The sequence below is a fragment of the Pantoea sp. EABMAA-21 genome (genome assembly GCF_030053335.1).
GTDB lineage: Bacteria > Pseudomonadota > Gammaproteobacteria > Enterobacterales > Enterobacteriaceae > Pantoea > Pantoea communis.
The window spans coordinates 326,474-347,422 of record NZ_JASGBX010000004.1 but is presented as its reverse complement, the minus strand read 5'-3'; the positions used below and the strand labels follow the sequence as shown (position 1 = coordinate 347,422).

The window sequence follows — 20,949 nt, the reverse complement described above, 5'->3', positions numbered from 1 at the left end:
ACCCAAGGGCGGTAAAAAAGAAGCCGCAACGTTATCCGCTGCGGCCTCCATTAAGATCTTAACTGACAAGCATTACGCCATTGGCGGGCTTGATAGCAGCGGCTATCGAATAATCTCGTAGGTGACGCGCGTGTAGGTACTGCAACCACGATTGTGGCAGTCCATTATTGCAGGAATATTTTGTTACTGAACATACCGTTTCCTGATGGCTGTATAGCCGTGGGCTTCAAGCGCTGACTCATACGTATTGAATATTGAGCGCACCCTGTGCTGATGTCGTGATCTGCGCCTGAACCCGCCACGTTGTGTGTATGCGTTCGGGTGTGAGGACGGCTTTGGGCTTACCCGTTGAAACCACGCGACCCTGATCGAGTACCACAAGGTGTTGGCAATATTTTGCCGCCAGATTCAGATCGTGAAGAGCAATCACCACCGTCACGGGCAGCGAAGAGATAAGACGCATCAATTCAAGCTGGAATTGGATGTCGAGGTGATTGACGGGTTCATCCAGCAGTAAAACATCCGGTTTTTGCGCCAGTGCGCGGGCGATTTGGCAACGCTGGCGCTCACCGCCGGATAATCGTTGCCAGCAGCGGTCGACCAAATTTTCCAGTTGCATTAACGCCACCGCCTCGTCAACGGCGCTGGCATCCTCTGCCGTCCAGAACTGGAATGCGCCACGATGAGGCGTGCGCCCGAGACGAATAATGTCAATCACCGTGAGTTCATCATCGGCTTCGGCGTGTTGCGGGACAAAGGCCAGTTTGCGCGCCAGCTGATTGCGCGAAAGTTGGTTCAGCCTCCGTTCGCCGAGCGTTATCTTCGCGCCCGAATCAGGCATTAGCCCAGCCAGCGCACGCAGTAGCGTTGATTTTCCTGAACCGTTGGGCCCAAGCAAACCTACGGTTGCAGACTGAGCTGCGTCGAAGGAGACCGTGGTGAGTATGCGGCGCGCTTGAAGTTGGACGCTGAGGTCACTGACCGATATCGTCATCGTTTAGTTGCCCTTTCGTTGATAGAGAAGGAAGGCAAAAGCAGGGGCGCCCACCAATGCAGTCACCACGCCAATGGGTAAAACCTGATGTGCGATCAACGTTCTCGATATCAAGTCGGCAAGGATCATGAAATGGCAGCCCGACAGGAATGTCACGGGAAGGGTGATAAGGTGTCGCTGTCCAACCAGCATGCGGGTCACGTGCGGGATGACCAATCCGACAAATCCCACCGCCCCAATTGAGCTGACAATCACCGCCGTGATGAATGTCGTAATCAACAGCAACACCACCCGCACTTTCACAACCGGAGTACCTAACGTTACCGAGACATCGACACCAAATGAAAACGTGTCCAGCGTGCGTGCATAGCACATGATCACCCCAAATCCGCTGACGATGACGATGGCGCACAGAACGGCATCTGGCCAGCGAACGCCGCTTAAACTGCCTAAGAGCCAAAACATCACACCGCGCGATTGCTCCGCATTGGCTGATGTGCTGACGATGTAAGACGTGAGCGCATTGAACAGCTGTGTTCCGGCAATACCGGCCAAAATGATGCGCCCGGTGTTTTCCCCCATCCCTCTTGAGAGCAAAATAATCAAGCCAAACGCCAGGCAAGCGCCGGCAAAGGCACCACTGCCAACCGTCAACACGCCGCTGCCAATACCCAGTAGCATCACCATTACGGCCCCGGTGGAAGCACCCGCAGAGATACCCAACAGATAGGGTTCCGCCAGCGGGTTTCTTAACAACGATTGCAACACCAGGCCGCAAAGGGCTAAGCCACCTCCGCTGCATGCCGCCATGAAGGCCCGACTCATCCGATATTGCCAGACGATGCCAGCCTCAACGGGAGGGAGATCATAATGCGTCAAGCCCACCCCGTTGGTGATCGCCTGGAAGGTGGCGCTCAATGAGATGGGCATATCGCCAATGCTGGATGAGAAGATCATCATTACGGGCAAGCTGATAAAGCCCGCGAGAAAAATAAAGCCGATCTTAAATGGGTAAGCCCGATTCATACTATTTAAACGCGGCAATCTGCTGACCGATCAGCTCAACAGCATCGACATTGCGCAGGGATGGATTGAGTGACATCGCTGGCACGATCACGATATGACCCTGTTTGACCGCACTCATTTCTCGTGTAACGGGATCGCTGGTGAGGAATGCCTGTTTTATGGCGACATCATCGGCTGGATACAGCCTTCTATCCATGCTGGCGATGACGATGATATCGGGCTGAGATTGTGCGATATGTTCCCAACTCACGGCGGGCCATTCATCGGAGGAATCAATGATATTTTTGAGGCCTAGAGTCTGAGTGATCCAGCCTGGCGCACCATCACTGCCTGCGATCCACGGATCGCCTTTAAGGCGTGTGCTTGAGAACCAATACACCACCTTAAGGGGTTTGCTGGTGTGAAGCGCCACCTGTTGTTGTGCCTGAGCGATTCGTGCAGATAACTTCTCCTTTAAGGCATCGCCACGCTCCGTCACATCGAAGATGTTGGCAAGCGCGGTGATTTCATCATAAATCACCTCAATCGAGTAAGGTTTCACGCGCGCACCGTCGCCGTTTGAAGTGGCGGTGACCGATTTGCCCTGACAATCAGCAGGTGAAATCCAGGTTTTGATGCCAGGTTGTTCAAATTGATCGCGAGTAGCGACTTCACCCTGAGGCCCAACATGCCAGCTGTACTGCGCCAAAACCAAATCAGGTTTTTGCGCGACGACGGCTTCAAAGCCCGGTGAGTTGTCCGCAAGGCGTTTAAGGCCACTGCCAGCCTGCGCTAACTCAGGGGGGAGAGGGCCGAACCAGACGGCGGTACCCGCAATTTTACTCCCCAGGCCAAGTGCCAGAAGGAGTTCAGTTTCATGCTGACCAATGGTCACCACGCGTGCAGGTGGTCGTGAAAAGGTTTCCGTTTTACCGCAGTTTTCAATGTCGAGTGGAAAGGCGGAAGCCAGTGCGGCTGAACTGCTGAATATCATTATGAGTGCCAAAAGGCGGGTCGAAAAAGTGCGCATGATTTACCGATTGCGTAGTAATGTTATAACGTAACATAATGGCAAGTCTGATGTATTCATTTCAATTGATTCTGATACCCATTGTGAGTGTTAAGTGTTGAGGCTATTGAAGCGAAGTCCGTGGCCCGGACTTCACTCTGATCTTAACCCGGACCATCACTTCCTGCCGCCAGCAGAGGCACCACCACATCACTTATCGGTGTCGCGATGCCTTGTGCTTTGCCGCGTCGCTGCACAACGCCATTACGGATGTCCCACTCAAGCGGGCGATTGGCCTGACGATCCGCCAGGATCGAGGTGCCTAAATCTGCCGGGGCGCGATGGAAGCCAGCCATAATTTCCTGCGGCACGTTGTCGCTCAGATTGGCGCCTTCCGCACGCGCCACAGTCATACACTCCCGCAGATAGGCCAGACCCAGCTCGGTGATATCTTCGCGCTGAAACATCCCGGCGCGGCGATTGGCGAGCACCATTAAACCGGCGACGGCGTTTTGCAACAGTTTGCGCCAGGCAATGGTGAGGAAATCTGCCTCCAGTTCGACCGCACAGCGCGAGTCTTGCAGTGCTTGCACAATACGCTGTGCTGGCGCGACGTCGGGCACAGTCAGGCGCGGCTTCGCGCGTAACCACACCGAGGCATCAGGCTCGCGCTGAGCCGGGAACCACACCACAGAAGGCAGTACCGTTGCGCCATTGACTAATGGAGACAGCTGTTCAACTTGCTCCACACCATTTTGCAGCGCGCATACCACCGTATTCTCATCGCATAACACCGCCAGCCAGGGGGCAATTTCCGCAACCTGAGTGGTTTTGACCGCCACAAACACCAAATCATAGGGTGCACCAATGTCTGCGGGATTGCTCAGCACCGGGCCAGGCACCACAATCTCACCGTCTTCGTGGCGCAGCAGCAATTGTGTATGTGCTGTACGTCCGCACAGTGTTGGCGTGCGATTCATTTCATGTAGCGCGGCAGCCACAGTGGTACCGATGGCGCCGGGTCCGACAAGGGCGATGGTTGGAAACTCAGACATGCAGCTATTCTCCTGTTTATCCAGTGCTGCCCTCAGGGTCAGCGAAAACTCTCTATTACAGCCTGGCATTGTGACTGAATGATGTGCGTTCCATCGGCCAGATAGAAAAATAATAGCGCGGGATAATCACTCAACGCCTGCCATAAAAGGGCGAATTACAGCAGGGCTATCTGTTTCTGTTGCAGCAGTTGCTGCATCTCAGCATCAGGTTCTCCATCAACAATCAGTGTGCTGGCCAGTGACAGACCGCCAATGGCGAACGCCGATGCTGAGTTGAGTTTCTCTTTAGAGACCATCACCACCGTTTCCGCCGCACGCGCCGCCAGTGCACGTTTCACACCGGCTTCTTCGTAATTACCCGTGGTTAACCCTGCGGTTTTGTGTACTCCGGTGACGCCCATAAAGAACAGGTCTGCATTGATGTGTGCAATGGCTTCGATCACCGCTGATCCCACGGCAACCACCGAGTGACGATACAGTTGGCCGCCAATCAGAATCACCTCAACCAGAGGAAAATCAACCAGGGCGACGGCAATACTCGGACTGTGGGTCACCACGGTAAAAGCCAGTTCTTTGGGCAGCAGTTGCACCATTTCCGCTGTGGTTGTACCGCCATCAATGATCACCACCTGACCCGGTTGAATCAGTTGCACTGCTTTTTGCGCGATCAGACGCTTAGAACTGATTTGCACGTTTTTGCGTGTTTCGAAAGGGGCAATAGCAGCAGAAACCGGCAGCGCACCCCCGTGGACACGTTGCAATAATCCCTCACTGGCCAACTCCCTTAAGTCACGGCGAATCGAGTCTTCAGAGACGCTAAAGCGCTGGCTGAGTTCACTGGACATCACTTGCTGTTCATCGGCAAGAATCGTCAATATCTGCTGTTTACGTTGACTGGAAAGCATAATTTTCTCATTCGTGTTTTTGCTTGTATGTGCACGATTATGCATGATAACGTCTGTTTTGTCAGCCATCGGGAGACCAAACATGCAGCATAAAGTGCGCAATATTCGTGAGCAGTTGTTATCCGACAACTGGTACACCTTAAAAAAATACACCTTCGATTTACAGCGTGCCGACGGCAGTTGGCAACAGCAAAGCCGCGAAGCTTACGACCGTGGCAATGGTGCGGTGATCCTACTTTATAACCGCCATAAACAGACAGTCGTCCTGACACGGCAATTCCGCTTTCCCATCTTTATCCATGGGCATGATGGCTTTTTGATCGAGGCCGCAGCCGGTTTGCTGGATAACGCCTCGCCTGAAACGCGCATTATTGCCGAGGCAGAAGAAGAAACTGGTTACACTGTCACAAATGTTGAGAAGGTGATGGAGGCTTATATGAGCCCGGGTTCGGTGACGGAGAAGTTATTTTTCTTTATCGCGGAATATCACGATGGCGACCGAAAGCATGCTGGCGGCGGTCTTGAGGAAGAGGGGGAAGATATCGAAGTACTGGAGTGGCCTTTCGCACGCGCCATGGACGCGATCCGAAACGGTGAAATCGAAGATGCCAAAACCATCATGTTGCTGCAACACCTGGCATTAAACATTCAATTTGAGGAGAAAGTGCCATGATGATTCTGATCGCAGGTCCGGTTCGCAGTGGCACTCACGGTGATCAGCAACTGATTGAGCAAAATATGCAGAAACTTGATCACATGGCGTTGCAGGTTTATCAAAGGGCCATACCCCGGTGATAGGTGAATGGCTGGCGTTACCGCTCGCCAATGCGGCGGGTTCGCAGCGGATCGGGGATGAAATCAGTGAAGCCTTCCTCTATCCCGTTGCGCATCGTCTTATTCAGAGCTGTGATGCCATTTTACGCATCTCTGGCGCTTCAACGGGAGCGGATCAGGATGTGCAAGTTGGCAAGGATTTGGGGTTGAGTATTTTTTACGATATCGAGCAGGTCCCCTTGGTTCAGGCCCAGGCAGGATACATATAGACTGATAGGGCAAGCTCTGTTTTGCCGATTTGAACACCAAGGGCGGAGGATAGTGTTATGGAGGAAGTGATGACGGATAGAGCCTACTATTTCAGCGATCGGCTGGAGATGGATACGGAAGTGGTGCGGTGTGAAGCGCAGGAAGATGGCCGGTTTCGTGTGCAACTGGCGGCGACCCTGTTCCATCCGCAAGGCGGCGGGCAACCCGCTGACCAGGGTACGATAGGTGAGGCGACGGTGTTACAGCTCATCCAGCAAGAGGGTGAGTTAATCCATATCACTGACCGCGAAGTGGCGCTGGGCTGCGTGCATATCCAAATTGATGCGGCACTGCGTAAGCTGCACACGCGTTACCATTCTGCGGGGCATTTGATTGCTTACGCCGGAGAGAAGTTTGGCTGGTTAGGTTACAAAGGCGATCATCGGCCCGGCAATGGACGTATCGTTTTTAAACCACAGGGCGAACCACAAGCCGTTGATGACTTGGTCATCGCTGAAGGTGTCGATGCGCTGGTGGCGCAGGATTTAGCGCGCGTGCTGCGGGATGACGCCGGACGCAGAATGGTCAGCTGGGGCGATCTGACACCTTACGCCTGCGGTGGCACGCATGTGCAACGCACCGGAGACGTTGGCGATATCGTCATTACCCGAGTGAAAGAGAAGAAGGGCGAACTTTCGGTGCAGTATGAAGTGCGGGATTGATGAGCAGGCGGATTAACGCCTGCACTGCGCTACTTAAATTCATCTATTTTTAATTGTGCGAAAGCCTGATCAACATCGCTATACGCTTGTGAGGTGGTATAACTGCCAGACAGCTGCCAATAAAAAACCGGAGCGCCAGGTTCTTCGCTGCTTTCCGCTACTCGATAGCGAGAGAATTTTATTTGCGCGGCTTCAGTCAGATCATCATTGTCCTGATTTGACGAGAATTTCATCGCGCGGATCAGGTAATAAACGCCCTGGATATTGTGCAGTTCAAAACCAATGATTTTGTCAGAGGAACCCGCAAGACGAAAATCCGACCAGGTAAAACCATCATCATCCGGAACCGGTAAAATAAACCAGTTACCGTTTTTATTGATGAAGGCAGATAGCGTCTGACTGGGATGCGAGGTGTTATTGTCATAGGTCGCAGAGACCAGCAAATCCGGGACGCCATCCTGATTAAGGTCGATATTATTCGCCCCTGCCAGCAACCCGACCCGCGTAGCACCCTGCGCACCGAAAACGGTACATAATGACAGAACGATAAACGCGAAAGTTTTTAATTTCACTGCACGCTTTCCTTACTGGTTAAGACAATATCAGGGATTAAAACCTGAATATTGAAAGACAGCATGGCATTGCTGCCTGATGGCCATCATGGCGTATTTTAAAAATTTTGCTCTCCAATCGCGCTGAATTATGGGTGTTTTTTCTGTGATGTGAAAGGGTGAACGGAATAATTAAAAGAAAAGAGATTAACCGACGAAGCGCGTCATCCATTACGCACTTCGTTAGAGGAAAACAGACTTAATGTGAACGTCTTTCCTTAACCCTCAACTCATACCTGTGCCATGCCGCCATCCACGAAGAGTTCGGTGGCATTAACAAAGCTGGAGGCATCGGATGCAAGAAACGCCACCACCTGACCAATCTCACCGGGTTCACCCAATCGGCCCAATGGCACCTGGGCAGCTAATGCATTGAACAATCCCTGACGCTGATCTTCGGGCACTAAATCGCCCAAACCCGGCGTGCGCACCGGACCAGGGCTCACCACGTTGACACGAATTCCGCGATCTTTCACATCCAGCGCCCATGAGCGGGCAAAGTTGCGCACGGCGGCTTTACTGGCGCTGTAAACACTGAATCCTGCGGTGCCCTGAACCGAAGTGGTGGACGAGGTCAAAATCACCGATGCTTTGTCGCTTAACAGCGGCAGCGCTTTTTGCACGGTAAACAGTACGCCACGCACGTTGGTGCCAAAGATCCGGTCAAAGTGTTCTTCAGTAATCGCACCGAGCGGTAACATATCGCCGCCGCCAGCATTGGCGAACAGAATATCAAGACGGCCCGCCTGGCGTGCAATCTGCGCATACACCGCATCCAGATCGCTCAGCACAGAAGCATCAGCGCGGATGCCGGTTGCCTGCGCACCGATAAGCGTCACGGCGGTATCCAGTTCAGGCTGTCGACGACCGGTGATAAACACCCGCGCTCCCTGAGCTGCCAACGCCTGAGCAGACGCTAAGCCAATTCCTCTGGTGCCGCCAGTGACTAAGGCAATTTTACCGTTTAATGAAGTGTTCATGTTTGCTCTCCCAAATGGATTTAAGTGTGTGATGACTGCGTTGCAGTGCATGGGAGGCAATGTAACCCTGCGCGGTTTAGTGATAAATGGTGTAAAATCGAAATCACTATTCCTGTGTATGGATAATCAGCATGGACCAACTGTTGGCAATACGAGCATTCGCGCGCGTGGTGGAAGCGGGGAACTTCACCCGTGCGGCCGATTCACTGGATATGCCGAATGCCACGTTAAGCAAACTGGTGCAGGAGTTAGAAGGGCATCTGGGTGTACGCCTGTTACAGCGCACCACGCGACGCGTCACCGTCACGCCTGAAGGACGAGATTATTATGATAAAGCACTGCGTATCGTGCGTGACCTGGAAGATATTGATGGCGCATTTAACGCGGTAAACGGTACACCGCGCGGGTATCTGCGCATTGATATTGGCGGCTCAACGGCGCGTGAGGTTCTCATCCCACTGCTACCTGATTTCGTTGCGCGATTTCCTGAGATTCGCCTCGATCTCGGCGTATCAGACCGGGCTGTGAATCTGATTAGCGACAATGTCGATTGCGTGATTCGTGGCGGTCCACTGGGTGATTCATCGCTGGTGGCGCGTCATCTTGGTGATGCTGAGATGATCACCTGCGCGGCACCCGCATATCTCAAAAATTACGGCGTGCCAGCCTATCCGCAAGAGCTTAAAAATGGCCATCGCTGGATTAGCTATTTATCCCCGCAAAGCGGGCGCGCCTTCCCGCTGCGCTTTGTGCAGGGTAATGAGAAACAGGAAATGAAAATCGAGCATCGCATTGGGATTAATGAAAGCAATGCTCATCTGGCAGCTGCGGTGGCAGGATTAGGCATCATTCAGACATTTCGATACGCAGCAGCCAAAGATTTAGCGTCAGGCGCACTGGTGGAAATACTGAAGGATTGGCGGCCCGCCAGCTATCCGTTTCACGTGGTGTATCCGCAAAACCGCCATCTGACCCAGCGTTTACGGGTGTTTATCGAATGGTTGCGTGAGGTATTTCCTGCGCGACTCAATGGATGACAAGCCAGAGGCGATCTGTTAACTTTTTGTTTCTGAACTCCCTATTTTGACTACAGGCCTGCGTAAATGACACTTTCAGCCGCACTTTCCCCGTCATACGAACATGGCCTGTATGCGATCTGCTGTCCGCCACCGCCTCCTGCACGCGTTGTGGTTCGCTAAGAACCGGAAGTCTTCACGCTTAAATTTCCAACGTTTGTTTTAGGAGCATTTTCATGCGTTCTTCGTCTTTGACGTCGCAAGCGGCGACGTCGGGCTTCGTGCTGCTGTGGGGCAGTGCGGCCATCTTCTCTCGCCTGGGTTTGGACAATGCCTCACCCATCGCGCTATTGATCGTGCGCTTCGGTGTGGCGCTGGTTGCATTATTGCTGGTGGGCCTATTTCGACGTCGCTGGTTACCCGATGCAGGCAGCCGAAAAACGGTGATGTTTACCGGTCTGATTTTGATTGGTGCCTATTCGGTGTGTTACTTCCAGGCGATGGCCGAGGGAGTGACGCCAGGTTTAATCGCTACCATCATGGGCATACAACCGATCCTGACGCTCTGCATCGTGGAAAGGCGCATGCAGGGCACGCGATTACTGGGATTGGTGATCGCCTTAGCAGGATTAATACTGCTGGTGTGGCGCAGTCTGGCGGCGTCGCAGTTGCCGTTGAGCGGCATTGTCTTCGCTCTCGGCGCACTGCTGTGTATGACGTTTGGTGCCATCATGCAGAAAAAGGTGTCCCAGCATCCCGCGCAGGTACTGCCGCTGCAATACGCGGTGAGCCTGGCGCTGTGTGCTCTTCTGCTTCCGGTTAAAGCCTTCCATATCGACTTTACGTTGCACTTCTGGATTTCCGTGCTGTTTCTTGGGGTGATGATCTCGGTGGTGGCGCAGCTGCTGCTGTATCGGCTGCTGAGTGCGGGAAGCATCGTTAACGTCACCAGTTTGTTTTATCTGGTTCCGGTGATAACGGCAGTACTGGATTACCTGTTGTTAGGTAATGCGCTGCCGTGGTCGGGGATGATGGGAATGCTGGCTATTCTGCTCGGCATCATGCTGGTGTTTCGCACACCGCGCCTGAAAACATCGGGGTAAGATCGAACAGGGCGCATCAAAATGGATGCGCCCTTTATCGTGGTTAAACCGTGCCGGTGCCGCCATCAGAACACCAGACCTGTCCCGACGTGAAGCTATTGGTGGTTTCCGCAAACGTCACATACAGCGGCGCGATTTCAGCAGGCTGACCGGGGCGACCCAGTGGCGCGGAAGCGCCAAATTGCTCCACTTTCTCCTGCGGTTGTCCGCCACACACCTGCAATGCAGTCCAGTAAGGGCCGGGTGCCACGGCGTTGACGCGGATTTGGTCTTTACCCAACTGCTTGGCTAAAGCTTTAGTAAAGGCCGCAATCGATGCTTTGGTCTGGGCATAATCCAGCAGGATGGCGCTGGGATCGTAGGCCTGCACTGATGATGTGTTAATGATCGATGAACCCGCCGGTAGGTACTCCAGCGCCGCCTTCGTAATCCAAAACATGGCATACACGTTAGTCTTAAAGGTCGCATCAAAATCTTCTGTCGAGAGGGTACGAATCGATTCATTGAACTGCTGACGGCCGGCATTGTTGACCAAAATATCCAGACCATCGAGTTTCGTCGCCGCTTCCTTCACCAGTTGCTGGCAAAAGGCTTCGGAGCGAATATCTCCCGGTATGGCAATCGCCTTACGACCTTCCGCTTCAATCAGTTTTATCACCTCTGCCGCATCCTGTTCTTCATCGGGCAGGTAATTTATCGCCACGTCGGCACCCTCACGCGCGTAAGCAATCGCCACCGCACGTCCAATCCCGGAATCGCCGCCGGTAATCAGCGCTTTACGACCGGTTAAACGACCAGTGCCACGATAGCTGGTTTCACCATGATCCGGGCGCGGTTCCATTTTTGCCGCCAGCCCAGGAAAATCCTGTAATTGTTTTTTAAAGGGAGGTGTCGGATATTGATGGGTGAGCAGCGTTTTATTAGTCAATGAACTCATCTTAATCTCCATGTTCTTCGTTAGTGATAAATTAAGCCTGGCATAAATGTGATATATGTCACGTCAAAAAATGACCAATTGAAATTTTTCAGCTTAAGCGAGGCGGTATTATGGCTGCGGCGATGGAAATAAAAGGCGTGACTGGAATGAGAGGGGAGAGCAGAATAAGCGCAAGACGTCAGTCATATATCGTCATTGCACTTATTCAATTGCCAGTTGAACCTATTGGCATCCTTGTCGGTGAGGCGACTAGCGCGCCCGATGCGGCTTAAGAGCCTTTGTTACTACTTTTTCCGCCTTTTTTTCCGGCTTCGGAGGCTTTCTCAGGGTTGTCTTTAAAACTACCGCCGCCACTGCTTTGCCCACCTTTTTTACCCGCTTCAGATGCCTTTTGTTTATCATCTGCGAAGTTACCGGAACCGCCTCTATGCTCGGCCATAAAATGCCCTCATTCATGCATTGCGATTACATAATCGTGGATAGCGTCACACGTTATGTCCAGACTGCAGAATTAAGGTTAGTGCCACTGTGAATATTAACAAGCGCGGCGGCAGCGTATAAGTGGATTATCGAGTATTTTTTCGTATCTTATTTTTTAAGCAAATGAATTATGAAGGTTAATAATTAATTATTAATATAATCGAAGCGTATTTAACGCTTCGATTATCAATAAGGCCGATTAACTCGCAGGGATTTGAGTGAAATAGGTCCCGCTATAAGGTATGGGCAGGAAATCATTGAAGATTTGCTTTAACGTTTGCTCGGGTTCGACATCCGCGAACAACTGAGGATAAAGTGTTTTTGCCATAAATTCCGTTGCCGCGATGTGCCAGGGGCTGAGGTAAAAATTCATCCAGATGACGGCGGAGTGGCCGTTACGTAGCGCGGCTAATTCACGCAATCCGTTTTGCTGCGCGGTCAGTTGGGCGAAGCTGCTTTGCACCGCTGGCAGTGCCACTTCTGGCCCCAGCTTCAGCAAACCCTGCGCCTCGTTATCGCCAAATCCGGTGGCGAAGTAGTAATCCGGTTGCGCCGCAATCACCATTTCTTCACTCAAGCGACCAAACACGCCGTGCTGCGTTTTAGCCGCGATATTATCGCCGCCTGCGGCGTTTAAAAGTTCGCCAAGGCTGCCGTTGACGGCGGTGACACAACACTCATTACGGCGGCCAAGATGCAACTGCAACAACACTGAAGGCTTCGCACCGTGATAACTGGCCAGCCGATCACGAATCACCTGCATATGTGCGTCATAAAAACGGTTAAAGGCCTGCGCGCGAGCCTGCTGATTCAGCACCTCGCCAAAAATCTCCACGCTGCGACGGGTATTCTTCAGCAGATGCACGCGCAGATCGATTTTCACCACCGGAATATGGGCGGCTTTCAGCATACTCACCAGGCGCAGATCGGCATCATCGTAGCGCGCCAGGCTCGGCAGGATCACCACATCCGGTTTGAGCGCCAGGATCTGCTCAGGATTGATAGCATTCGGGCCGCCTGAACCGAGGGAAGGGATTTTTAACATTTGCGGGAACTGGCGCGCAAAACTGTTCCACGTTTGGCTATCGTACTTTTTCAAATCCTGAGGCCAGGCAACGATATGCTGAAAAGGATTGCCCGGTTCCAGCAGCGCCAGCGTGTAGAGCATGCGACTTTCACCCAGCACAATGCGCTGCGGATGGTCAGGGATATCCACCTGATTACCGTCAATATCTGTGACGGTTTTTGCCAGCGCGGCGCTACTAAGCACCAGTAAGAAGCAGGCCAGAACAATCAGCATTGGCCCCCAGAGGGAAGGGGCGCGCCGGGCGCCCGCTTTAACCACAGAATCAGAACTCAACGCTGGCCTCGACCATCAGGTTACGGGTTTCACCCTCACGCACGCGCAAATTGCCGCCGCTGGAGGTGTAATAGTGCTTGTTAAACAGGTTATTCAGATTCAACTTAAGTTGTGTCTTTTCACCAAACAGCTGATTGTTCCAGGCGATAAAGCTGTCCGCCACCACGTAGTCCGGCATGGTGAAGCTATTTTCAGGATCGCCCGCTCGCGAGCCGACATAGCGCGCGCCGCCACCGACGCGGAAATCACCGGGAATGCCGTTGATACTGAGGTTGTGGCTGAGATAGAGCGCGCCCGAATGACGCGGTGCATTTTGCAGCCGATTGCCATTGTTAGCAGAATTTACGCCATCATCAACAATCTCAGCCTTATCGTAGCTGTAGTTAGCGCTGAGATCCCAACCCGGCAATACTTCGCCGTTCAGCTCAAACTCTGCGCCACTGGAACGGGCTTTATCAATTGCCCGCGTTGAACCGTTAATGCTGAGCGACATGTCACGTTCATCAATGCGGTACAGCGCGACGCTGGCAAACAGCTTTGGCGAAATCTGCCATTTACTGCCGACTTCCCAGGTCGTGCCCTGTTCGGGTTTACCGACATTGCCGTCATCGTCCACATCGGTGGAAGGCGTAAAGGATTTGCTGACGCTGCTGTAAAGCGAGACATCAGGGGTGATTTTATAAATCAGACCCGCTTGTGGCAGGAATTTATTGCCTTCACTGTTCAGTGTTTCCACCACCGGGTCGAAGCCTTTTGACGCACGCTGCTCGTAATGCTGATAGCGTCCGCCAAATACCGCAATCCACTGTTCCGTCAGTGAAATACTGTCTTTAGCGTAAACCGAACGGCTATGAATGCGGTTCAGGTTATTGGCGTTGGCGGTGTTTTCCGAGGTGCTATTGGTGACCGGTGACAGGATATCGTATTGCGGATCGGTAAAGTTAAACCCGGTGTTGGATTTCCCTTGATACTGATGCGCGCGATAAGTCTGGTTCATCTCATAATCAGTCCCGATCACCACATCGTGGGTCATGCCCAACAGCTGTTGTGAGCCGAGCAGATCCCATGAAACGTATTTCGTTTTGTGGTTAAAGCCACGGTTAGCATCAGCACGACGCGTCACGACGCCGGTGGAGGGGTTAATGGCGGTGACGCGCACTTCGTTGTTGTCGTATTGACGCTGATTCCAGCCAAAAGTGACGCGCGTGCTCCAGTCATCATTAAACTGCCAGTCATAGTGCGCATTAAGGGTTTTGTTGTGACCCCAGGCATGATTCGCCTTGTCGTCGAGACGATCTTTGTAGCCGATATCCAGCGGCTTGCCATTGATAAAGGCGGTGCCACGATCGTAGGGGATATCGTATTGATAATCTTCATAGCTCACGAGAAAGCTGGCTTTTTCACCGTACCACTGCAACGAAGGCGCGATCAGCGTATGTTTGTCGCTGCCAAAGTTGCGCCAGTAATCCTGATTCTGCTTTTCGGCGATCAAGCGGAAAGCCAGGCCGTTGCCCAGCGGGCCGGTGACATCGACGGTGCCAGCGCCGCCACCTTCGCTGGAGGAACGGCCGCTAACTTTGGTGTGCCAGTCATATTGCGGTTTTTTGCTCACCACGTTGATCACGCCGCCCGGATTTTGAATGCCATAGAGCAGGGATGCCGAGCCTTTTAGCACTTCGACGCGTTCGGTGGTGGCATCGAAGTTCAACCCCTGGCTGCTGCGAATGCCATCACGATAGATTGACCCATCAGAGTTGCTGCCAAATCCGCGACGCACAAAGCCATCTTCGGTGCCTGCCAGAGTATTGCCCTCTGTGACACCACTGACAAAGCGCATCGCATCAGTGAGACTAGCGGCCTGATAGTCTTCAAGCTGTTGTTGGGTCACCACACTCACCGATTGCGCTTCGTTCAGACGCAGCGTGGGCGTTTTGCTGGCGACGGAACTGCTGGTGGCGTTATAGCCTTGCGGGCGACTTTCCTGCGCGGACACCGTCAGGGTATTACTGCTCTCCGCTGCCAGACTGCCTGCTGCAGTGAAAACGCTGACACCGTATATAGCGGCGATAATGGCCGGATGGCATGTGGGTTTAAAAGCGAAAGTTTTGTTGTTATTCATTTAAATAAACCTGGTGTTGGTGCGGAATTAATCTCGTCCATGAAACGAAGCTAGGATTAAATTATTTTCAGCAGAGAAAAGTGCATGAAATAAGCATTCTCTGTGGACCATGTGCCCTAAACTGAGATGGCGTGATGTTATTGAGAATCATTCAAACATGAAAGAATGTAGTAGTAAACGGAAATAATGGCGTGGATACTACAGCAGGAATAGAGTCCATCAACGCCATTTCCATTTGAGATTTAATTGTTATAAATGCAACAAAAACAGTTAGATAAATAGATTTCTTGCTGTAATCAAACGTTCCACCCCAAAGGAGCGATAGCAATCAGGGTGCTGGATTAAACAAGAAATATCACTACAATGCCGTGCCTAAATGGGGAACGAAATCACGCCCTGATGACAAACAGGTAAAAAGATGGCCATAAATAAAATTAAAAATCGGGTTGATGTATTAGGTGAACGCTATCGCGCACGCGCTCCGTCATTATCGTCCAGCCTTCAATCCGTCGCGCGATATATCCACGATAATCGTGAGGCAATATTAGATGCCACCGCCATGGAAATAGCGGATGCGACTCATACCTCAGATGCCACCGTGGTGCGTGCCGTTCAGGCATTGGGATTTGCCGGTTTGCGTGATTTGAAAACCACGTTGAAAGCCTGGTTTGGCCCGGCGATGAATTCAGAAGAGAAAATGAGCGCCACCGTCAGCGAGCTGTCGTGTGACATCAATTCGGGGATCGATTTCGTACTGGGTGGCCATAAACGCGCCTGCGATGCCCTCTCGGAACCTCACAATCGGCAAGCGGTCGCGCAGGCTGTCGCGATGTTGATCGACGCGCGTCAGGTCGCGCTGTTTGGCATTAATGCTTCAGGGATTTTGGCGGATTACAGCGCCCGCTTATTCACGCGCATTGGCATTCCTGCCGTCACGCTCAACCGTTCGGGTATTGCCCTCGCTGAACAGTTGATCACCTTACAGCGTGGTGATGTGCTGATTATGATGGCGCAGAAATCTGCCCATAAAGAAGGGCTGACTACCCTGAAAGAGGCGAAGCGGCTGGGGATGCCGGTGATTTTGCTGACCAATGCCTTAGATTCTGCCTTTGCCAAAGAAGCGGATGTGGTTATCAATGTGCCGCGCGGTGGGGAGAATGGTCGTATGCCTCTGCATGGCACCGTGCTGGTGTGTCTGGAGATGTTGATTTTGTCGGTGGCTTCAGCGACTTCATCGCGCACGGTAAAAACCATGAAACGCATTCAGGATCTCAATCGTTCACTGAAACCCACCGGTAAGAAATAGCGTTATTAATTGTCAGAGGTACTCGGCGCGGCGGGTTTGACCATTTCGCTGCGCGTGACAAGCCATACCGCCAGCACAATCAGCAATGCACCGCTTATAAAGCCCTGATTGATTTGCTCGTCCAGCACTAACCAGCCCCACAGGATGCCAAAAGGCGGAATCAGGAAGGTGACGGTGAGGGTGCGCAGGGGGCCAATATCGGCCAGCAAACGGAAATAGATGATGTAGGCCAGCGCAGTACAAATAAAGCCGACGGCCAAAATACAGGCCCAAACTTCAGGAATGTGCCAGTTCGCCGCCGGCGTTTGTGGCGCGCTGAAGGCAAAGAAAGGCAGCAGGAAAAGCGAGGCGCCCAACTGGCTACCGAACGCGACTTTCGTGGCATCAAGCCCGCCGCGCGATCCAATCCAGCGTTTGGCCAGAAAGCCGGCAAAACCGTAACAGGTGGTGGCGACCAGACAAGCCGCAATGCCAAGTATCAATGCGTGCGAGAGCACCCCTTCGCCAGTGGTGCTGATTAACATAATGCCGACAACACCGGCCACCATGCCCAGCACTTTACTCACTGTAAGTTGTTCATTGAAGAACGCCGCACCAATCACGACACCCATTAACGGCGCAGTAGCGTTGAGTATTGCGGAGTAGCCTGCGGGCAGCACGCGAGCGGCAAGGCAATACATCAGGAAAGGTAATCCTGAGTTAATCACACCCAGCAACATTGCCCAACCCAGTTTGCCTTCGAAGCGACGCGGAATGCGCAGTACTGCCATCACGATGATTAAACCCAATGCGCCACATAACACGCGCAAAAAAGCCGTATTAATCGCACCCAGCGCGGGAACGGCAATACGCATAAAAAGAAAACTGGCTCCCCAGATAGCCGCCAGCAGCAAAAGTCGCAACGAGTCCGATGTTCGCATGGTTCAGATTCAATCATTAGAAAGATGGGCTGACATCATAGCAAAAATTCTTAACACTCAAAGCGATGTCGCGGTGCTATGTTACTTCGCTGGATAACAAAAAACGGCGAGGAAATGAATGCATTGGGAGTCTGAAAGGCTGCTGTATCGGCCGATTGAGCGCACGGATTTGCAGGCGCTTTTTCGCATCTATGGCGATGCACGAACACATCAATTTAACCCACGCGGGCCTTATCCAAGCCTTGATCATGCGCGAGAAGTGTTATTACGCAGAATCAAAGACCGCGCTATTCATGGTTTCGATGACTGGGTCATCATGGAGAAAAGCGATCCTCAACACGTGATTGGTTTCGGTGGCGTATTCGTCAGCGAATTCAACGGGCGCAGAACCAACAATCTGGGTTACCGTTTTGAACCGGATGCCTGGGGAAAAGGCTATGCGACAGAACTCGCGCATCGCGCCATCCGCCACGGTTTTGAAGATCTAAAACTGAAAGAAATTGTCGGTGTGGTGAGAGAAAACCACACCGCATCACGCCGCGTACTGGAAAAGGTCGGGATGACTTTCCTCGAAAGGGTGTTTAATCCGCAAGATCCGCCCGCCAGTTTGATGTTCACCATCACATGCCAACAATGGAGAGAAAGAAATGGAACAGGTCATTAGAAAACTCACTGCAGAGGATTACGCACAGTGGAAATCGCTGTGGTTGGGCTATCTCGACTTTTATGTCAGTGAGGTCACGGAAGAAGTCACCAATACGACATTTCAACGATTGGTTGCGGAAGGCGAACCGATGCATTGTCTGGTGGCGGAGGAGCAGGGCAAATTGACTGGGCTGGTGCATTTTATTTGCCATCGCAGCACCTGGACCCTGGGTGACTATTGTTACCTGCAGGATCTGTTCGTCAGCCCAGACGGGCGTAAACAAGGCACGGGTCGCGCGTTGATCGCAGCGGTGAATGCTGCCGCTGAGGCATTGAACTGCTCGAAAGTGTATTGGATGACGCGCGAGAATAATTACCGCGCCCGAGCGCTGTATGATCAGGTCGCGACGAAGACGGATTTTGTGCAATACCGTGTTGCACCCTAATCAGCAATTTCACTCACACCGCTTGTCAATTCTTCCTACCATCCTGTACCATTTGGGAATCGATCATTTCCTAAATGGTATCTCCCTTAGCGCAAACTCAAATCTTGATACGAGAACGCGGCCAACCATGCCAACCAGGAACGATTATGTTTTCGACCTATCCGACCAAGAATTTGACCAATTAGGAAGTAACCATTTCCAATTCTAGGAGTAACGGATGAATGCCTCAGAATTAAAAATAACATCGCGCTGGTCACAACCTGTCACCAACCTGCCTGATTTTTCCCATCATTACGCCACCGTAGACGGTGTTCGCATCCACTACGTTAGCGGCGGCAACCCACAAGGTGAAACCCTGGTGCTGTTAGCCGGGTTCCCACAAAGCTGGTTTGCGTGGCGCAAGGTAATGGCTCTGCTTGGCGATCGTTACTTCATTATCGCGCCCGATCTCCCCGGTCAGGGGGATTCCGATAGGCCTTACAGCGGATATGACACCACTTCTCTGGCAGAAAAAGTACAGGGCCTGCTGCTGCAATTGAACATCCATCACTACTATCTTGCGGCGCATGATGTCGGTGCGTGGGTGGCCTGGCCGTTTGCCCTGCGTTATGCCAATCAGATAAAAAAACTGGCACTGCTTGACGCCGGCATTCCGGGCGTGACCTTGCCGGATGCGCTGCCTGCCACGCCCGATAAGGCCTGGAAAACCTGGCATTTCGCCTTCCATCTGCTGCCGGATCTGCCTGAAGCCTTAATTGCCGGGCGCGAAGAGATCTATCTGGATTGGTTCCTGAAACGCAAAGCCGTCAGCCCAATGGTGTTTGACGCGGAAGATATGGCGGAATATGTGCGCTTGTTGCAACAGAACGGGGCATTGCGCGCAGGCATGGCGGCCTATCGCGAAGTGAGCGTCTCGGCGGAACAAAACCGTGCATGGCTGCATGATAACGGCAAATTGACGGTGCCGTTGCTGGCGATCAGTGCCGATCAGGGTTCGATCCCCGATATGGCGATTCCGCTTCAGGAGTTTGCGGCTGAGGTTTCAGGCATCAAAATCGCGCACTGCGGTCACTTCATCCCGGATGAGCAACCGCAGGCGCTGGCTGAAGCACTGCGCGAGTTTTTTAGTTAGTTGCGCAGACTGGCGATCTCCACACGTTGACCACTGGCAGATGAGCGCACCATCGCTTCAATGATTTGCTGATTCTCCAGGCCAAAGCGGAAATCCGGGAAACAATCGGCTTCGCTGCTGAGGCCTTTAATCAGGTCGTAAATTTCGATCACTTTCACATCGAAGTATCCCAGGCCACCGCCAGCGAAATCGAAGCCAAAGAAGCCTCCAAACTGCTCGACCTGAGAACCGGCATAAATGGTTTTAAAGCCGCGATCGTGTTTCGCATCGCCATAACGTGCAATCTTCAGTTCGTTAAAGCGCTCACCGTCCATGATGATGGTGCCTTCGGTGCCCGAGATTTCCCAGGCAATGCCGAACACTTTTCCTGCGGAGATGCGTGAAGATTCAATCACGCCACCGGCGCGGTTCTCGAAAGTCACGAGCGCCTGGAACTGATCGTCGTTTTCCACTTTCAAACGCGCCGCCTGTTTATCTGCCTGGGCACCATAGCCTGAACCACCACCCGCCGCAGGGCGCGTGTCAATAAACAGCTGCTCCTGTCCTACCACGCTCTTGATTGGCCCCATCAAATATTGCGCCACGCTCACCACGTGTGAGCCTAAGTCACCGAGTGAGCCAGAACCGGCCTGTTCGCGTGAGCAACGCCAGCTCCATGGCAGCTCGGGATCGTTGAAAAATCCCTGATCGAACCAGCCACGGAAGCGAGTCGGTGTGCCGATGTCACCGCGATCGATCATCTGCTTCGCCAACTGCGCTGCCGGCGTTTTGATGTTATTGAACGCCATGATGGTTTTCACACCTGCTCGCTCAGCTTCCTGGGTCAGGGTTTGTGCTTCCTGCAACGAAACGGTGAGCGGCTTTTCGCAGTAGACGTGTTTACCTGCACGAATCGCGGCCAGCGCCATGTCGAAGTGCATGCTATTAGGCGTGGTGATATCAACAATATCGATTTCAGGATTGTTCACCAGCGACTGCCAGTCCGCCGTGCTGTGTTGAAAGCCGTAGCATCGAGCCGCTTCTTCGGCCAGTGCGGGCGTGACATCTGCCAGCGTATGCAGAACGGGTTGCAGCGCCAGGTTACGATACAGTAAACCCGCGCGGCGCCATGCATCGGCATGTGCCTGGCCCATAAAGCCTGAACCGATCAGGCCAACATTCAGTGTTTTTCCAGCCATCAG

General features: G+C 52.7%; 21 protein-coding genes and 1 pseudogene. 9 read left to right on the top strand and 13 right to left on the bottom strand.

Features of this window, described 5'->3' with window-relative positions; genetic code table 11:
* Positions 1–238: 238 nt before the first annotated feature.
* From QMZ65_RS08845 to QMZ65_RS08825, 5 genes are all read right to left on the bottom strand, one after another.
* A complete protein-coding gene (locus QMZ65_RS08845; protein ID WP_097117785.1) occupies positions 239–994 on the bottom strand; it encodes an ABC transporter ATP-binding protein in 756 nt (251 codons plus the stop codon).
* Between the two features lie 3 nt (positions 995–997).
* Complete coding sequence (locus QMZ65_RS08840) at positions 998–2,020, bottom strand: FecCD family ABC transporter permease (RefSeq protein ID WP_283215849.1); 1,023 nt, start codon at positions 2,018–2,020, stop codon at positions 998–1,000.
* 1 nt (position 2,021) lies between these two features.
* Positions 2,022–2,993: an ABC transporter substrate-binding protein gene (locus QMZ65_RS08835; protein WP_283215848.1), complete on the bottom strand. Its 972-nt coding sequence runs from the start codon at positions 2,991–2,993 to the stop codon at positions 2,022–2,024.
* Between the two features lie 179 nt (positions 2,994–3,172).
* Positions 3,173–4,063, bottom strand: a complete 891-nt coding sequence (locus tag QMZ65_RS08830) for an oxidoreductase (protein ID WP_283215847.1) — start codon at positions 4,061–4,063, stop codon at positions 3,173–3,175.
* 155 nt (positions 4,064–4,218) lie between these two features.
* Positions 4,219–4,968 carry a DeoR/GlpR family DNA-binding transcription regulator gene (locus tag QMZ65_RS08825; protein ID WP_160833247.1) on the bottom strand — a complete coding sequence of 250 codons (750 nt, stop codon included), beginning with the start codon at positions 4,966–4,968 and terminating at the stop codon, positions 4,219–4,221.
* An 82-nt stretch (positions 4,969–5,050) separates the two neighbouring features.
* Between QMZ65_RS08825 and QMZ65_RS08820 the strand changes: the two genes are divergently transcribed.
* The 3 genes and pseudogenes from QMZ65_RS08820 to QMZ65_RS08810 all read left to right on the top strand — a co-directional run bounded on the left by QMZ65_RS08820 (position 5,051) and on the right by QMZ65_RS08810 (position 6,713).
* Complete coding sequence (locus QMZ65_RS08820) at positions 5,051–5,641, top strand: NUDIX domain-containing protein (RefSeq protein WP_097117789.1); 591 nt, start codon at positions 5,051–5,053, stop codon at positions 5,639–5,641.
* Positions 5,638–6,011, top strand: a pseudogene (locus QMZ65_RS08815) (NUDIX hydrolase). The gene QMZ65_RS08820 and the pseudogene QMZ65_RS08815 overlap by 4 nt, the downstream one beginning before the upstream one ends.
* Before the next feature lie 69 nt (positions 6,012–6,080).
* A complete protein-coding gene (locus tag QMZ65_RS08810; RefSeq protein ID WP_160833248.1) occupies positions 6,081–6,713 on the top strand; it encodes an alanyl-tRNA editing protein in 633 nt (210 codons plus the stop codon).
* Positions 6,714–6,742: 29 nt separating this feature from the next.
* On the opposite strand, the gene QMZ65_RS08805 is transcribed toward QMZ65_RS08810, so the two are convergent.
* Both QMZ65_RS08805 and QMZ65_RS08800 read right to left on the bottom strand, forming a co-directional pair.
* Positions 6,743–7,285 (bottom strand): carbapenem self-resistance protein CarG family protein, encoded by a 543-nt coding sequence (locus QMZ65_RS08805; RefSeq protein ID WP_283215846.1) that lies wholly within the window; start codon positions 7,283–7,285, stop codon positions 6,743–6,745.
* A 269-nt stretch (positions 7,286–7,554) separates the two neighbouring features.
* Positions 7,555–8,304 (bottom strand): SDR family oxidoreductase, encoded by a 750-nt coding sequence (locus QMZ65_RS08800; RefSeq protein ID WP_283215845.1) that lies wholly within the window; start codon positions 8,302–8,304, stop codon positions 7,555–7,557.
* 131 nt (positions 8,305–8,435) lie between these two features.
* Here QMZ65_RS08800 and QMZ65_RS08795 point away from each other — a divergent pair, with 131 nt between their 5' ends.
* A complete protein-coding gene (locus QMZ65_RS08795) occupies positions 8,436–9,341 on the top strand; it encodes a LysR family transcriptional regulator (RefSeq protein ID WP_283215844.1) in 906 nt (301 codons plus the stop codon).
* A gap of 209 nt (positions 9,342–9,550) precedes the next feature.
* The gene (locus tag QMZ65_RS08790; RefSeq protein ID WP_283215858.1) at positions 9,551–10,423 is read left to right on the top strand and encodes a DMT family transporter; all 873 of its coding nucleotides are present in this window, start codon (positions 9,551–9,553) and stop codon (positions 10,421–10,423) included.
* A gap of 43 nt (positions 10,424–10,466) precedes the next feature.
* Here QMZ65_RS08790 and QMZ65_RS08785 read toward each other — a convergent pair whose 3' ends face one another.
* The 4 genes from QMZ65_RS08785 to QMZ65_RS08770 form a co-directional block, all read right to left on the bottom strand.
* Positions 10,467–11,360, bottom strand: coding sequence for an SDR family oxidoreductase (locus QMZ65_RS08785; RefSeq protein WP_097117795.1), 894 nt, complete (start codon positions 11,358–11,360; stop codon positions 10,467–10,469).
* 268 nt (positions 11,361–11,628) lie between these two features.
* Complete coding sequence (locus tag QMZ65_RS08780; RefSeq protein WP_034827492.1) at positions 11,629–11,799, bottom strand: KGG domain-containing protein; 171 nt, start codon at positions 11,797–11,799, stop codon at positions 11,629–11,631.
* Positions 11,800–12,039: 240 nt separating this feature from the next.
* The gene (locus QMZ65_RS08775) at positions 12,040–13,140 is read right to left on the bottom strand and encodes an ABC transporter substrate-binding protein (protein WP_097117796.1); all 1,101 of its coding nucleotides are present in this window, start codon (positions 13,138–13,140) and stop codon (positions 12,040–12,042) included.
* A 49-nt stretch (positions 13,141–13,189) separates the two neighbouring features.
* A complete protein-coding gene (locus QMZ65_RS08770; RefSeq protein ID WP_283215843.1) occupies positions 13,190–15,319 on the bottom strand; it encodes a TonB-dependent siderophore receptor in 2,130 nt (709 codons plus the stop codon).
* Positions 15,320–15,737: 418 nt separating this feature from the next.
* On the opposite strand from QMZ65_RS08770, the gene QMZ65_RS08765 reads away from it, so the two are divergent.
* Complete coding sequence (locus QMZ65_RS08765; RefSeq protein ID WP_283215842.1) at positions 15,738–16,625, top strand: MurR/RpiR family transcriptional regulator; 888 nt, start codon at positions 15,738–15,740, stop codon at positions 16,623–16,625.
* Between the two features lie 5 nt (positions 16,626–16,630).
* Here the strand turns inward: QMZ65_RS08765 and QMZ65_RS08760 are convergent, their stop codons facing one another.
* Entirely contained in the window at positions 16,631–17,545 is a 915-nt protein-coding gene (locus tag QMZ65_RS08760; RefSeq protein ID WP_283215841.1) for a DMT family transporter, read from the bottom strand.
* Between the two features lie 118 nt (positions 17,546–17,663).
* On the opposite strand from QMZ65_RS08760, the gene QMZ65_RS08755 reads away from it, so the two are divergent.
* From QMZ65_RS08755 to QMZ65_RS08745, 3 genes are all read left to right on the top strand, one after another.
* On the top strand, positions 17,664–18,209 hold the full coding sequence (locus QMZ65_RS08755; protein WP_283215840.1) for a GNAT family N-acetyltransferase: 546 nt from the start codon (positions 17,664–17,666) through the stop codon (positions 18,207–18,209).
* Positions 18,193–18,636: a GNAT family N-acetyltransferase gene (locus QMZ65_RS08750; RefSeq protein ID WP_160867775.1), complete on the top strand. Its 444-nt coding sequence runs from the start codon at positions 18,193–18,195 to the stop codon at positions 18,634–18,636. Before QMZ65_RS08755 ends, QMZ65_RS08750 begins: the two co-directional genes overlap by 17 nt.
* 217 nt (positions 18,637–18,853) lie before the next feature.
* On the top strand, positions 18,854–19,768 hold the full coding sequence (locus QMZ65_RS08745) for an alpha/beta fold hydrolase (protein ID WP_211729547.1): 915 nt from the start codon (positions 18,854–18,856) through the stop codon (positions 19,766–19,768).
* On the opposite strand, the gene QMZ65_RS08740 is transcribed toward QMZ65_RS08745, so the two are convergent.
* On the bottom strand, positions 19,765–20,946 hold the full coding sequence (locus QMZ65_RS08740) for a Gfo/Idh/MocA family protein (RefSeq protein ID WP_283215839.1): 1,182 nt from the start codon (positions 20,944–20,946) through the stop codon (positions 19,765–19,767). The two genes, QMZ65_RS08745 and QMZ65_RS08740, sit on opposite strands and share 4 nt — an antisense overlap.
* Between the last annotated feature and the right edge of the window lie 3 nt (positions 20,947–20,949).

Bases quoted from the DNA above. Each gene is read 5' to 3' on its own strand.
- QMZ65_RS08845 (WP_097117785.1), bottom strand. From the start codon at position 994: ATGACGATATCGGTCAGTGACCTCAGCGTCCAACTTCAAGCGCGCCGC.
- QMZ65_RS08840 (WP_283215849.1), bottom strand. From the start codon at position 2,020: ATGAATCGGGCTTACCCATTTAAGATCGGCTTTATTTTTCTCGCGGGC.
- QMZ65_RS08835 (WP_283215848.1), bottom strand. From the start codon at position 2,993: ATGATATTCAGCAGTTCAGCCGCACTGGCTTCCGCCTTTCCACTCGAC.
- QMZ65_RS08830 (WP_283215847.1), bottom strand. From the start codon at position 4,063: ATGTCTGAGTTTCCAACCATCGCCCTTGTCGGACCCGGCGCCATCGGT.
- QMZ65_RS08825 (WP_160833247.1), bottom strand. From the start codon at position 4,968: ATGCTTTCCAGTCAACGTAAACAGCAGATATTGACGATTCTTGCCGAT.
- QMZ65_RS08820 (WP_097117789.1), top strand. From the start codon at position 5,051: ATGCAGCATAAAGTGCGCAATATTCGTGAGCAGTTGTTATCCGACAAC.
- QMZ65_RS08810 (WP_160833248.1), top strand. From the start codon at position 6,081: ATGACGGATAGAGCCTACTATTTCAGCGATCGGCTGGAGATGGATACG.
- QMZ65_RS08800 (WP_283215845.1), bottom strand. From the start codon at position 8,304: ATGAACACTTCATTAAACGGTAAAATTGCCTTAGTCACTGGCGGCACC.
- QMZ65_RS08795 (WP_283215844.1), top strand. From the start codon at position 8,436: ATGGACCAACTGTTGGCAATACGAGCATTCGCGCGCGTGGTGGAAGCG.
- QMZ65_RS08785 (WP_097117795.1), bottom strand. From the start codon at position 11,360: ATGAGTTCATTGACTAATAAAACGCTGCTCACCCATCAATATCCGACA.
- QMZ65_RS08780 (WP_034827492.1), bottom strand. From the start codon at position 11,799: ATGGCCGAGCATAGAGGCGGTTCCGGTAACTTCGCAGATGATAAACAA.
- QMZ65_RS08775 (WP_097117796.1), bottom strand. From the start codon at position 13,140: ATGCTGATTGTTCTGGCCTGCTTCTTACTGGTGCTTAGTAGCGCCGCG.
- QMZ65_RS08770 (WP_283215843.1), bottom strand. From the start codon at position 15,319: ATGAATAACAACAAAACTTTCGCTTTTAAACCCACATGCCATCCGGCC.
- QMZ65_RS08765 (WP_283215842.1), top strand. From the start codon at position 15,738: ATGGCCATAAATAAAATTAAAAATCGGGTTGATGTATTAGGTGAACGC.
- QMZ65_RS08760 (WP_283215841.1), bottom strand. From the start codon at position 17,545: ATGCGAACATCGGACTCGTTGCGACTTTTGCTGCTGGCGGCTATCTGG.
- QMZ65_RS08755 (WP_283215840.1), top strand. From the start codon at position 17,664: ATGCATTGGGAGTCTGAAAGGCTGCTGTATCGGCCGATTGAGCGCACG.
- QMZ65_RS08750 (WP_160867775.1), top strand. From the start codon at position 18,193: ATGGAACAGGTCATTAGAAAACTCACTGCAGAGGATTACGCACAGTGG.
- QMZ65_RS08745 (WP_211729547.1), top strand. From the start codon at position 18,854: ATGAATGCCTCAGAATTAAAAATAACATCGCGCTGGTCACAACCTGTC.
- QMZ65_RS08740 (WP_283215839.1), bottom strand. From the start codon at position 20,946: ATGGCTGGAAAAACACTGAATGTTGGCCTGATCGGTTCAGGCTTTATG.